At 68.0% G+C, this 13,526-nt stretch carries 8 protein-coding genes; 6 read left to right on the forward strand and 2 right to left on the reverse strand.

Annotation, left to right across the window (positions count from 1 at the left end; translation table 11 throughout):
• Window positions 1-78 precede the first annotated feature (78 nt).
• The 4 genes from AC1DR7_RS06950 to AC1DR7_RS06965 all read left to right on the forward strand — a co-directional run bounded on the left by AC1DR7_RS06950 (window position 79) and on the right by AC1DR7_RS06965 (window position 4,448).
• On the forward strand, window positions 79-1,080 hold the full coding sequence (locus AC1DR7_RS06950) for an alpha/beta hydrolase (protein WP_457317861.1): 1,002 nt from the start codon (window positions 79-81) through the stop codon (window positions 1,078-1,080).
• Window positions 1,077-2,705 (forward strand): carboxylesterase/lipase family protein, encoded by a 1,629-nt coding sequence (locus AC1DR7_RS06955; RefSeq protein ID WP_478076431.1) that lies wholly within the window; start codon window positions 1,077-1,079, stop codon window positions 2,703-2,705. Before AC1DR7_RS06950 ends, AC1DR7_RS06955 begins: the two co-directional genes overlap by 4 nt.
• 154 nt (window positions 2,706-2,859) lie before the next feature.
• Window positions 2,860-3,450 (forward strand): cysteine dioxygenase family protein, encoded by a 591-nt coding sequence (locus tag AC1DR7_RS06960; RefSeq protein ID WP_457317859.1) that lies wholly within the window; start codon window positions 2,860-2,862, stop codon window positions 3,448-3,450.
• A 158-nt stretch (window positions 3,451-3,608) separates the two neighbouring features.
• Complete coding sequence (locus tag AC1DR7_RS06965; RefSeq protein ID WP_457317858.1) at window positions 3,609-4,448, forward strand: PhzF family phenazine biosynthesis protein; 840 nt, start codon at window positions 3,609-3,611, stop codon at window positions 4,446-4,448.
• Window positions 4,449-4,760: 312 nt separating this feature from the next.
• On the opposite strand, the gene AC1DR7_RS06970 is transcribed toward AC1DR7_RS06965, so the two are convergent.
• Both AC1DR7_RS06970 and AC1DR7_RS06975 read right to left on the reverse strand, forming a co-directional pair.
• Window positions 4,761-8,576 (reverse strand): LamG-like jellyroll fold domain-containing protein, encoded by a 3,816-nt coding sequence (locus AC1DR7_RS06970; RefSeq protein WP_478052583.1) that lies wholly within the window; start codon window positions 8,574-8,576, stop codon window positions 4,761-4,763.
• Window positions 8,577-8,780: 204 nt separating this feature from the next.
• The gene (locus tag AC1DR7_RS06975) at window positions 8,781-11,540 is read right to left on the reverse strand and encodes a TonB-dependent receptor (protein ID WP_478051366.1); all 2,760 of its coding nucleotides are present in this window, start codon (window positions 11,538-11,540) and stop codon (window positions 8,781-8,783) included.
• Between the two features lie 270 nt (window positions 11,541-11,810).
• Between AC1DR7_RS06975 and AC1DR7_RS06980 the strand changes: the two genes are divergently transcribed.
• Together AC1DR7_RS06980 and eda are read left to right on the forward strand one after the other, a co-directional pair.
• The gene (locus AC1DR7_RS06980) at window positions 11,811-12,827 is read left to right on the forward strand and encodes a sugar kinase (protein ID WP_457317855.1); all 1,017 of its coding nucleotides are present in this window, start codon (window positions 11,811-11,813) and stop codon (window positions 12,825-12,827) included.
• Window positions 12,814-13,452, forward strand: coding sequence for a bifunctional 4-hydroxy-2-oxoglutarate aldolase/2-dehydro-3-deoxy-phosphogluconate aldolase (gene eda, locus AC1DR7_RS06985; protein WP_457317854.1), 639 nt, complete (start codon window positions 12,814-12,816; stop codon window positions 13,450-13,452). The genes AC1DR7_RS06980 and eda overlap by 14 nt, the downstream gene beginning before the upstream one ends.
• Window positions 13,453-13,526: the final 74 nt, after the last annotated feature.

Below are 13,526 nucleotides of genomic sequence, written 5' to 3' on the forward strand. Positions count from 1 at the left end.
ATTGGCAATGTGCAGCGCGTCAGAAGGCTGCGGCTGGGGCACGATGACCGTTCCATCCGCCCACAAGGACACCTGCCGATGCCCCGCGCTGTTCTGTTGCCATTGCTGGCCTGGCTGCTGCTGGCCAGCTCCTCTTCGATGCTGCACGCCGCCGAGCGCAGCGTACCGGCGAGCGAGCCCGCCCCGGGCAGTCCGGACCGCATCGCGCTGTGGCCGGCCGGGCAAGTGCCGGGCGAAACCGGCGCGCCGCGCACCCCGCATGTCATCGAGCGCAGCGACGACCCGGCAGTGCCGGACCGCTACATCGACGATGTGGATGCCCCGTATCTGGTCGCCTACCGTCCCAGGCAGCCCAACGGCAGCGCCCTGCTGGTGATTCCCGGCGGCGGCTACCAGCGCATCGTGCTGGACAAGGAAGGCACCGCACTGGTGCCGGCCTTCGTCGAGCACGGCGGGGTGACCCTGTTCGTGCTGCGCTACCGGCTGCCAGTCGGGCGCAGCGATCGCCAGGCCGCGTTGGCCGATGCACAGCGCGCGCTGCGCCTGATCCGCGACGGCGCGAACCGCTGGCAGCTCGATCCGGGCCGCATCGGGGTGATCGGGTTCTCCGCCGGTGGCCACGTCGCGGCGCGGCTGAGCACCGGCTTCGATCTGCCGGTGTACCCGGCGCGCGATGCAATCGACCGCCAGAGCGCGCGGCCGGACGTGGCGCTGCTGCTGTACCCGGTGATCGACATGGGGGCGCACGCGCACACGGGCTCGCGCGTTCGCCTGCTCGGCGAGCATCCCGATGCGGCGCGGGTGGCGCAGTTCTCGATGCAGGAGCACGTGCGCGCGGACATGCCGCCGACCTTCCTGGTGCACGCGCAGGACGACAAGGTGGTGGCGGTGCACAACAGCCTGGTCTACTACCAGGCGCTTACCCGGGCCGGCGTCGCCAGCGAGATGCACCTGTTCCCGCAGGGCGGGCACGGCTTCGGCGTGCGCATCCGCCCCGGGCTCACCACCGCGCAGTGGCCCACGCTGGCCCTGCAGTGGATGCAGGCGCAAGGCACGCAGGCTGCGGAGGCACGCCGATGAGCGATTCACCCGCCGATCTGCAACGCCGCCGCTTCCTGCGCGACAGCGCGCGCTACGCGGTGATGCTCGCCGCGGGCAGCCTGCCGCTGCTGTCGACGGCCGCGGCGGCGGCCCCCGGCCCACGCCGCGATGCCGCGCCGCTGGCGACGGTGCGCAGCGGACGCCTACGCGGCCAGATCGAGCAGGAGGTAAACGTGTTCCGCGGCATTGCCTACGGTGCCGATACGCGCACCCGGCGCTTCCTGCCGGCGCTGCAGGAACTGCCGTGGCGCGGCGTGCGCGATGCCAGCGCGTACGGTCCTGCCGCGCCGCAGGGCAGCAGCGAGGGTCCGGGTAGCGAAGACTGCCTGTACCTCAACGTGTGGACGCCGGCGCTGCGCGATGGCGGCAAGCGCCCGATCCTGTTCTACATCCACGGCGGCGCCTACAACAACGGCTCGGGCAGCGATCCGCTGTACGACGGCGCCGCGTTGTGCCGGCGCGGCGATGTGGTGGTGGTGACGGTCAACCACCGGCTCAACGTGTTCGGCTATCTGTACCTGGGCGCCTTCGGCGACCCGGCCCTGGCCGGCTYGGGCAACGTCGGCCAGCTCGACCTGGTGCAGGCGTTGCAGTGGGTACGCCAGCACGCGCACGAGTTCGGCGGCGATGCCGGCAACATCACCGTGTTCGGCCAGTCCGGGGGCGGTGCGAAGATCGCCACGCTGATGGCGATGCCCGCCGCGCGTGGGTTGTTCCAGCGCGCGTGGACCATGAGCGGCCAGCAGGTGACCGCCGCTGGTCCGCGTGCAGCCAGCCAACGCGCGCGGATTGCGATGCAGGCGGTGGGTGCGGCCGACGTGGCCGCGTTGCGCGCGCTGTCCACCGAGGCACTGCTGGCAGCCACGCGGGCCCGTGATCCCTCGCGGGTGGAAGACACGGGCCTGTACTTCGGCCCGGTGCTGGATGGCGCAGTGTTGCCGGTACATCCGTTCTGGCCGGAGGCGGCCGCGCAGTCGGCCGGCATCCCGATGGTGATCGGCAACACCCACGATGAAACCCGCGCCTTCCTCGGCAACGACCCGGCCAACTTCTCCCTTACTTGGGAGACCTTGCCGGCCAAGCTGGAGAAGGAGCAGTACACCGACCTGCTGCCTTCGACCGTGATCGCCGAGTACCGGCGCCTGTATCCGCACTACACGCCCTCGGACGTGTTCTTCGCGGCGACCACCGCCGGGCGCTCGTGGCGCGGTGCGGTGGAAGAACTGGAGGCGCGTGCACGCCAAGGCGCACCGACCTGGGCCTACCAGCTGGATTGGGGCTCACCACTGGACGGGGGGCGGTTCGGTGCCTTCCACACGCTGGACATCCCGCTGGTATTGGACACCACCGACCGGCCGGGTTCGCGCACGGGCGATGGTGATGACGCCCGGCAGGTGGCCGCATTGATGAGCGAGGCGTTGATCGCGTTCGCGCGGCATGGCGATCCCCACCATGCGGGACTGCCACGGTGGGACAGGTACTCGCTCGATCGCCGCGAGACGATGCTGTTCGACCGGACCCCGCGCCAGGCCGACGATCCACGCGGGGGCGAGCGCGAGCTGTACAGGCAGGCGCCTTTCATCCAGCGCGGTACGTTCGGGTGATGGCATGCGGGCCGAATACGACCTGGCGCGCGGTTCGTTTGATAGGCGTTAGGCACTTTTTCGTCGATTTTAATTGGCGTTACGCTTGATTCGACCCGATCTGTCGTGATTCCCGTCAAACATGGCGTTCACCGTGATCGCCTAGACTGGGGACATGCACGATTTCCGCGACCCGTTTCCCCCGTTCCACGGACGTGATCGATTGATTGCCGCCGTCGATCACGCGGTACAGCACGATGATGCCCACCAGATCGCCGCCACGCTGCGCCACGCGCTGCGCGAGGCGATCGCCGACAGCCGCATCCAGCTGCCCGCCTGCGTGCACCACCCGATCGAAGACCACTACGCGCGCCGCGAGCTGTACCGCAGCGCCGCGCACGGCTACAGCATCGTGGCGATGAGCTGGGGGCCGGGGCAGGGCACGCCACTGCACGACCACAGCGGCCTGTGGTGCGTGGAAGGGGTGTGGCTGGGCCAGCTGGAAATCACCCAGTACCAGCTGCTGGAGCGCGACGGCGAGCGCTTCCGCTTCCGCGCACAACCGGCCATCCTCGGCGACTGCGGCAGTGCCGGCAGCCTGATCCCGCCGCACGAGTACCACACCATCCGCAACACCAGCGCTGAGGATCTGGCGATCTCGGTCCACGTCTACCAGGGTGAAATGACCCGCAGCGCGGTGTTCGAGCCCGACGGCGGCGACTGGTACGCGCGCCGCGTGCAGGTGATGGAAACCGACGCGGCGTGATCCGGTCGTGCCGGGCCCTGCTCGGCAACGACGCAACCCGGCGCATCATGCGCCTCTTCGCGTGCCGGCCTGTCATCTCCCGCGAAGGGCAGCCGAGCGTGGCTCGGCTCTAGCCGGGGGCGGGCGTGGATAATCCGGTGGTGCTCCCGGAGTTCCCGATGTCCACCCATCCGTTCCAACAGGTCAACGTGTTCAGTGCCGATCCGCTGCTGGGCAATCCGCTCGCGGTGGTACTCGAGGCGGACGGCATCGATGACGCGCGCATGGCCGCGTTCGCGCGCTGGACCAACCTCAGCGAAACCACCTTCGTGCTGCCGCCGACCGATCCGCGCGCGGACTACCGGGTGCGCATTTTCACCACGCTGGAGGAACTGCCATTCGCTGGCCACCCCACCCTGGGCAGCTGCCACGCGTGGTTGGCGCAGGGCGGGGCGCCCCAGGGCGAGGAGATCGTGCAGGAATGCGGTATCGGCCTGGTGCGGATCCGCCGCAGCGACGCCGGGCTGGCATTCCTGGCACCGCCGCTGCTGCGCGGCGGGCCGCTCGATGCCGCGCTGCGCGATCGCGTACGCAGTGCCCTGGGGCTGGCTGCCGAGGACGTGCGGGAGGCGCGCTGGGTGGACAACGGCACCGGTTGGCTGGCACTGCGCCTGCGTGACCGCGCCACGGTGCTGGCGCTGCAGCCGGACTACACCCAGCTGGACGGTTTGAAGGTGGGGGTGTTCGGGCCGTGGCAGGCCGACGACGGCGACGCGGCCCGGTTCGAGAGCCGCGCCTTGATCGCTGGCGACGGCGCGCCGGAGGATCCAGCCACTGGCAGCCTCAATGCCGGTATCGCGCGCTGGTTGCTCGAGGAAGGGCAGGTACCGGACCGCTACGTGATCAGTCAGGGCACCGTGCTGGGACGCGCCGGGCGGCTACAGGTGGAGCGGGTGGGCGATGCGCTGTGGATCGGCGGGGCCTGCGTGACCTGCATCGCGGGCACGGTGACGGTGTAACCGGGGATGGGGCGCGTGCTTCGTTCGGGGGTCATGCCAACATCACCGGTTGCAGGTCCATCGGCAGTCGATCGGGATGCGGCCCGGGCGGCGCGTATCGCTGCGCGTTTGCGCGTGTGCAGCCTCATCAAGGCATGCAGGACCTCCACACCGGCACGTGCGCTTGACCCCATCACCCTGCATCACCGCCGCAGACCGGTACCACTGACAGGCGCACGCAGCCTCGGCAGGGTCGCACCCCGAACGACCGCCGGTCTCCGCCGGCGGCACGGGAATGGCATGACCCCCACCGCTGTTGCGCTGTTGCGCGCGTCAGTCCAACACGACCACGTTATTGCGCTGGGTCACCTCGGCGCCGCCATCGGCCAGCATCACCCGCACGCGCAGGCCGCTGTGCTTTCCCAACGGCAACGGCAGGCGCAGCGTATGGGTCTTCGGCACCAGGTCACTGGGCGCGGCCATTGTCGGCACCGCGCTGCGGGCGATCTCGCGCCCGTTGGCGTCTTCCAGCAGCACCACGCCCGCGCCGGTGGCCACATGCCCCAGGCTGTGCACGGTCACCTGCACCTGGCCCGCATCGACACGCACATCGCCGCGACCGATGCCCAGGTCGGGGCGCTGCTCGACCGGCTGCCCGGCCTGCACCAGCTCGAACTCGAACACCTGGGCCTGGCCGGGGAAAAAGCGCAGCACCGTGGACGCGCTGCGCTCCAGCGTCAGCTCACGCACACTGGCCTTGCCGTCGATGCGGTCATCGCCATCGCGGTCAATGCCGCTGGTCATCCGCCACTGCCCGGCGGTGACATTCCAGGCGGTCATGTCCGCTTCCACCGCGCGTTTGCCCAGGTTGTAGGCGATCACCTTGAAGCGCGCCGGCGACGGCGCGTGCACCAGCAGCGCCACCTGTTCGGCGGCATCGGGCTGGGCGAAGCGCCAGCTCACGGTGTGCCCCGGCCAGCTCTGGTTGCGCTTGAGCGCGATGCCGCCCAGCCGTGCACGCTGGAGGAACTCGCTCGGCGCTTCGACCCGGTCGGACCACCAATGGCCTTCGGTATTCATGTACTCGCGTTGCGCCTTGGCCTGGATGCCGTCGGCGTGCAGGGCTTCAAGGTATTTCTTGTCGCCACTGGCCTGCCACGCCATCAGGCTGGAGAAGCCGGTAGTGCCCGCATCGGCATCGGCGATCAGGCGCGGGTTCCACTCCCCGCCCCGGCCTAGCACCTCCACGTAGTTCTCGCCCAGGTTGGACAACGCACCCGGGCCGCCGCGCTCGACGCGATAGTCCAGCGCCTTGAGGTACTTCGCATCGCCGCTCCAACGCCACGCGGCCCAGAAGGTGTGCATGACATCGCCACCGCCGGACCCGTTGTTGAGCTCGCCGCCGCGGGTCTTGCCCGTGGCCCAGTGGATCTCGTTGGGCAGCGCCCAGCGCCCTTTGTCGTCGGTGTAGGCATGGGCGAGGTAGCTGTCGGCCAGGCCGGTGACCAGCTTGCGGCTGGTGGCATCGGCGTTGTACTGGCCGATCAGGAACGCCGGATGCAGCGCCGGGAACGAGTACGGCTTCTGCCACTGCCAGTTCGGCTCGCGGTAGACCTTGTTACCGCCGTACCAGTTGCTGGAGAACAGCAGCTGGCCCTGCGGGTTGGGCAGGATGATGCGTTCGTCGAAGGCCTTCACCGTCTCCATCAGCCGCTCGACGGTGAGCGGGTCGCCCCAGTTGAGGTAGAGCATGGCGCTGTTGGTGTTGATGCCTTCCTCGTAGGCATGCAGCTCGTCGGTTTCGATGGTGCTCAGGCCATTGCTGAACATGCCATTGCGGTACACCGCATCGGACAGCGCGGTGAGCGAGGCATTGAGCCGGTCCGGCTGCACGCCCATCAATGCCAACCCGGGCCACTGCTGGGTTAGGTCGGAATCATCGGAGATGCCGCCACCGAAGTCGCCGTAGGCGATCTGGCGGTTGTCGATCCACCAGTCCACGAAGCGACGTACGTATTTGAGGTCTTCGGTCTGCGCGAATGCCCACTGCGGCACGCCCTTGGGCGCTATCGGCGCGACGAAGGGCGGTTTGCCCTGGCTGTTGTAGCTGATGTAGTTCCAGTACAGCCGGCCGAGTTCGTGGTCCGGATCGACCCGCAGCAGATCGGTCAGGTCGGCATAGACGCGTGCATACAGACGCTGGCGCTTGGAGGTGGTGTGTTCCTCGACGAGAAAGCCCCAGTTGTCGCGCGCCTGGTTGAAGCGGTCGGCCACGTGCTCCTGCTTGGCTTCTTCGCGGTCCTTGTAGACCATGCGGATCTCCGCACCGTCCAGCGAGGCGGCGTTGAAGCCCGGTGCGGCCGAGGCGATGGACAGCCACAGGCTGTCGGCGGTGAGGATGCGGTCGCGCAGGTCCAGCCACAGCGTGCGCTTTTCGCCCGGTTTGACCGATACCGACACATCGATCATGTCGCGCGCCGGCCAGATCGGGTCCTTGATGCGGAGGTTGAGCGGGATCAGGCCGTCGATCGTGGCGGGCAGGTCCAGCGCGGGCAGGTCGATGGCCACGCCGTCCAGGCCGTCATGCATGTTCTCCCAGCTGTAGGCCCAGCTGCGGATCAACGGCTGCGCGGCCGGCGCATCGGCCACCCCGGAAGGGATCAGCACGTGCACGATCGGCAGCGGCTGCGCGGGCAGGGTATCGGCACTGCGGCGACGCGAACCGGCGCCCTTGGGCAGGGCCATCACCGTGCTGCGTTCGGCCGCCGGGAAACGGCCGTCGATGTACTGCCGCAGGCCGGCGATGTTGAGGTAGTCCGGCAGGGCCTGGCTGTCGATGACGTAGCGCTGCTTGACCGTGCCGGCGGGCTCGGGCGCCGCACTGACGTCGTAGGCCCAGATTTCCTGGATGGGGGTTTCCTGTTCGGTATTGCGAAAGTGCAGTACGCCGCCGGTCTGCGCGGGGATGTCATCGACGCTGCGCACCACGCCCTGGCGGCGCTGCAGCAGCGGCGTCGGCGACTGGCCGTCGTCGCCATGGCTGAGCGTGCCGAACGCGGCGCCGCGCACTTCGATGCGGTTGACGGTCTCACCCGGCGGCAGGGTCAGGTCAAGCTGCTTCCCGCCGTCGACGTAGGTGTTCCAGTCCGGCAGCTGGAAGTAGTCGTTGCGGCCGGGCAGTCGCGAACGGTTGTACACGCCGGGCCAGGTGGTCTCGGCGATGCCGTCGGTGGCCTTCCACATCCACTGCTTGTGGTCCTTGGTATCGGCGAACTCGACCTTGCGGATGCGCGTGGTCGGTGCAGTCAGCGCTGGAGGCGCCGCGTTGTCCCAGCCGAAGCGATGGCGCCAGGCACGCATCGGATCGGGCGCGGCCACGGCCGTGGTCGGTGCCGTATTGCGTGCCAGCGCGGCCATGCCGGCCGGGTCGAGCAGGCGGTCGTAGACGCGGATCTCGTCCAGGTCGCTGCCACGCAGGAAGTTGTAGCGGCTCTGCACCTGGTAGGGCGCCATCACCCGCCCGGCCAAGCCGAGCTGGTCGAGCGCGGCGTCGTAATCGGCGGTGGTTTCCTGGCGTGCCACTTCCTTGCCATCGACGTACAGGCGTACGCCGTGGTCCTCGTCCCAACCGAAGGCGATGTGCTGCCACTGCTGCGGTGAGGGAGTGTGGTCGAGCGTGAAGGAAACCCGCGTGCGGGCCAGGTTGGCGTCGGTGACGAACGCGTCGAAGCCGTGGCCGTTCCAGTCGATGCGCAGCCAGGCCATGTCCCAGCTGCTGTGGTCGGCGTAGCCGACCCGGAAAATCACGAACGGCGCTTCACCCACCGCATAGCGGGGGCGCCAGAAGAAGCCGAGCGTGCCACGCTGGGCCTGGATGTTGCCGGGCGCGTTCCACGAGAGCACGCCGTCGTCTTCCCACTGGATCGCTGATCCGCGCGCGCCATCGGGCACGCGTTTGACCTTGTCCAGGAAATTGGGGACCGCATCGCCCTGCGCGGTGTCGGCGGTAAAGCCGTTGTCGGCCGAGACGTGGAACAGCAGCTGCGGTGCCGGCTGTGCCCAGGCGCCGGCGCTGCCTCCCAGCAGCATCCACAGCAGGCTGGCCGAAAGACGGGTGCGACGGGGCGAACGGACAGCGTGCAGCGGCATGGCAGGTTCCTTTCGACAGCTCAACGTTACGGCGGTGGCGCGGGGAGCTGGATCGAAGGCAGTGCCGGTGCGCTGCGTGCGGGCGCGCAGCCTCCCCGCCGCGTGTCCTGCACGCAACGCACGCTAGCAAAGCCGACGTTCCCCAACATCTTGCGACGCAACAGCGGCGGCGCGATCGCTCGCGCCGCCGCCGTCTGGTGTGGATCAGAACTTGTAACGCACGCCGAGCATGAACTGACGTCCGGTCTCGGTGTACTGCAGCGGCAGCTGGCCGGTGGACGGCGAGTAGACCCACTCGTCGCTGGCTTCGTTGGTCAGGTTCATGCCTTCCAGGCTCAGCTCCAGCTTCTCGTTGATCGCATAGCGGATCGACGCATCGATGAAGGTAGTGCCGGTCATGCCGTGGTAGCCATCGAGGTTGAAGCCGGCTTCGGTACCGGTGACCTGGGTCAGGTAGTCATCGCGGTTGGTCGCCGAAACGCGGCCGGAGAACACCTTGCCTTCGTAGAACAGCGTGGCATTCCACGAGTTGCGCGACAGGCCGGTCAGGTCGGCCTTCAGCACCGGCTGGCCGCTGGAATTGATGTACTGGATCTGCGAGTCCACCCAGGTGTAATTGAGCTGCACGCCCAGGTTGGACCACTTGCCCGGCAGGAAGGTGAACGGCTGGGTGTAGTTGACCTCCACGCCCTTGAGTTCACCGCCCGGGGTGTTCACCGGCTTGGTGTAGGTGAAGTCGCTGTCCGGGCTGGCGCCGGTCCCGATCAGCAGCGCGTCGGGCAGACCGCTGAAGCTGTACGGGTGGGTCTCGCGCGTGGTCTGGATGAAGGTCTCGATGTCCTTGTAGAACAGGCCGACACCGGCCATGGCACCTTCGGCGAAGTACCACTCGAAGCCCAGGTCCACGTTGGTGGCGCGGATCGGGTCCAGGTCCGGGTTGCCGGTGGCGATGGTGCGCGCCGCGCCGGCAACGGCCACGGTGGAACCGGGGGTCAGGTTGCCCAGGCCCGGACGGCTCATCACCTTGGCCGCACCCAGGCGGATCAGGAAGTCCGGGGTGATTTCGGCCACCAGGTTGAACGAGGGCAGGGTGTCGTCGTAAGTGCGCTCGGCGGTGGTGGAGACCGTGGTGGTGGTCAACGTGGACAGACCCGTGGCGGTCTGCTTGGTGCGCACATAGCGCACGCCGAAATTGCCCGAGAACGGGATGCTGCCCAGTTCGGTGGAGAACTCGCCCATCAGGTAGCCGCCGCGATCCTCTTCGTCCACGCTGCGCACGTTGTTGGCGCGCGGGGCGACGGCGAAGATGCCGCTGTTGCTGTAGATGTCGAACTGGTCGGCGATCGCATCGAGGTTGGGCACCACCCAGTTGTTGGGGTTGCCGGTGATGCCCTTCAGGCCTTCCTGCTGGGTCATGTCCACCGGCACGATCTTGCTGCCGTTGGGGAAGTTGGGCACGGCCAGCTCGCTGGCGCGGCGCATCTCGACCGTCTTGAAGGTGTAATTCTTGGCCAGGATGCCGCCCTTCAGGCGGAAGCCGGGGCTGATGTTCCAGTTGAAGTCGATCTGGCCGGTGTCGAAGTCATTGTCCACGTACTGCGGACGCAGGCGGATTTCGGCCAGTTCCCAGCCGGCCGGGTTGGTCGGGTCGATGCCGTAGTTCAGCGTCGGGAACCGGCTGTTGCCCCGGTAGTCGTAGCTGTAATTGTCGACGTCGTACTTGTCCATGATGATCGTGGTCTGGATCGGGTTCTCGTGCTTGGAGCGCGAGATGCCGACCTTGCCGGACAAGGTGAAGTCATCGCCGAAACGGTGCTGGCCGTTCAACGCGACCTGCTTGAACTCGGTGCTCCACTCGTCATGGCGGTTTTCGGTGCGGATGTCGACGTTGTCGAACTCACCGTAGACCAGCGCGTTGTTCTCGATCGCGCCGTTCTTGACGATCATCGCCGGCTTGCCGACCAGGCGCGGGTTGGTGCTGGTGCCGCGGCTGAAGGAAATCGCCTCGATGTAGTGCTCGTCGCGCTTGGCGTCGATCTTGGAATACAGGGTGTCCAGCGAGATTTCGGTCGCGTCGGTGGGCTTCCACTGCAGGGTGCCGGTCACGCCCAGGCGCTTCTGCTCGTGTTCCATCTGTACGTAGCGCGGGAAGCGCGGGTGGTACACGGCGGCGCTGCGGGCAGCGGCGAACGGCGAGGCCGCGTTGAAGTTGTTGTTGCTCGGGCCGTTGGCCCAGCGCCCGGTGTTGGAGCCTTCTTCCAGCGCCTGGCGCTCGGAATAGGCCACCGACAACAGCGCACCGAAGGTGCCATCGGCGAAGGTGTTGGAGATCAGTGCGGCCACGCGCGGATCGGCCTTTTCAGCCATGGCGTTGTAGCTGGCCTGGCCGCTGGCGGCAAACGTGAAGCCGTCGTAGTCGAACGGGCGCGCGGTGCGCAGGTCGACCGTGGCACCCAGCGAGCCCTCTTCCACGTCGGCCGAGGCGGTCTTGCGCACCAGCAGCTGTGAGAACAGGTCCGAGGCGAACACATTGAAGTCGAAGCCGCGGCCGCGGTTGGTGCCGCCGCTCTGGTCGCCGGCGCCGACGGTGGTCAGCGCTTCCATGCCGTTGATGCGCACCCGGGTGAAATCCGGGCCGAGGCCGCGCACGGAGATGTTGCGGCCTTCGCCGGCTTCACGGGTGATCACCACGCCCGGAATGCGCTGCAGCGATTCGGCCAGGTTGAGATCCGGGAACTTGCCGATGTCTTCGGCGACAATCGCATCGACCACGCCGGCTTCGCCGCGCTTGATGTCCAAGGCCTTTTCGACGCTGGCGCGGTAGCCGGTGACGGTCACGGTGTCCAGGTCGGTGGCCGTGCCGGTGGGCGTTTCCTGAGCCAGCGCGGTACCACTCAGCGCCAGGCAGATCGACAGGGCAAGCAAGGTAACCGGTGTCTTTTTCTGGATGTTTCGAGAATGCATGTTTTCCCTCTCCCAAGGTGCTACATGAAACAGCAATCCGGCGACATGTCAGTGCAATGACACCGCTGGTCAGGGCGGACGTTAACAGCCCGTTCCAGAAGGAGCATCTTGCAGCGCAACAGATTTTGAATGTCCCCTGGAGGCTTGCGGGACAAAGCTTTCGACATTTCCCCAGGTGGACGGCAGGCGCCGCAAGGCTAGAATGACACCGCTAGCCATTCTTCCTGGGCGACGTTCCACCGGCCCTCGCTTTCACAAGGATCCATGATCATGAGTCGCGTCGTCTGTTTTGGGGAGTTGTTGCTGCGCATGAGCGCACCGGGCCGCGAGCTGCTGCTGCAGAGTGCGCAGCTGGCGGTGCATCCGGGGGGCGCCGAAGCCAATGTCGGGGTGTCGTTGGCCCATCTGGGACATACGGTGGCGATGGTCAGCACGCTGCCGGCCAATCCGCTGGGCCAGTTCGTCGCCGGTGAACTACGCCGGCACGGCGTGGACACCGGCCATGTGCAGGTACGGCCGGGGCGCATGGGCCTGTACTTCCTCACCACCGGTGCGGTGCAGCGCGCCAGCGAAGTGGTCTACGACCGCGCCGATTCGGCGTTTGCCAGCAGCAGTGCCGCCGATTACGACTGGGACACGCTGCTGGCCAACGCCGACTGGCTGCACCTGTCCGGGGTCAGCCCGGCGCTCAATCCGGCGATGGCCGAGGCCACGCTGGTGGCGGCGCGCGCCGCCTGCGCGCGTGGGGTGAAGGTGTCTTTCGACGGCAATTTCCGTCCGTCGCTGTGGGCGCGCTGGCAGGGCGATGCGGCCGGGATCCTGCGCGAGCTGTTCGCCTGCGCCGACGTGCTGTTCGCCGACTACCGCGATATCGGCGTGGTACTCGGCGGGGAGTTCCCGCAGGCGCAGTTGGCCGAGCGCGTGGATGCGGCCGCCGCGCAGGCGTTCGCCGCGTTTCCGCGGCTGCAGTGGATGGCCTGCACCCAGCGCACCCCGCACAGCGTGGACAACCATGCGCTGGGGGCGATGCTGCTCGGTCGCGATGGGACCCGCGCGGTGGCGCCGACCCGCGACATGCTCGGCATCGTGGATCGCATCGGCGGCGGCGACGCCTTCGCCGCCGGCATCCTGCATGGCATGATGCGCGGCTTCGCGCCGGATGCGATCGTGCGCTTCGGCCTGGCTGCTGGCTGCCTGAAGCACTCGATCCCCGGCGATTTCAACCCTGTCAGCGAGGCTGACATCATGGCCCTCACGGGCGAGGAGCGATTCGATGTCCGGCGCTGATCCACGCGTACGCGCAGTCCTGAAGCTGGCCCCGGTGATTCCGGTGTTCACCCCGGAGAACGTCGACGACGCGGTCGAGGTGGCGCGCGCATTGTTCAACGGCGGCCTGCCGGTGATCGAGGTGACCCTGCGCACGCCGGTGGCGATGGACGCCATCAAGGCGATGGTCGAGGCCGTGCCCGATGCCGTGGTGGGTGCCGGCACCGTGCTGAGTGCCGCGCACATGGAACAGGTCAAGCAGGTGGGCGGACGTTTCGCGGTATCGCCGGGCGCCACCGCGCGCCTGTATGCGGCCGCGCGCGATACCGACCTGCCGTTCCTGCCCGGCGTGGCGACGTCGTCCGAGCTGATGCTCGGCCTGGAACACGGGCTGGATACCTTCAAGTTCTTCCCGGCGGTGCAGGCCGGCGGCGCGGCAATGCTGTCGGCGTGGAACGGGCCATTCGGCGACGTGCGCTTCTGCCCGACCGGTGGGATCACCGCGCAGACCGCGCGCGATTTCCTGCACCTGCCCAACGTGCTGTGCGTGGGCGGTTCCTGGCTGACCACGCGTGCGCTGCTGCAGGCGCGCGACTGGGCCGGGATCGAGCAGCTGGCCCGCGATTCGGCCGCGCTGGTCGGCTGACACCGGGTGCAGGCTCGGTGCCGGTGCGCGGCTTGGCCCAGAGGGCGTCGTTGAGGCCGTCCGGGAGGGTCTGA

This window comes from Stenotrophomonas sp. P5_A9 (assembly GCF_056400525.1).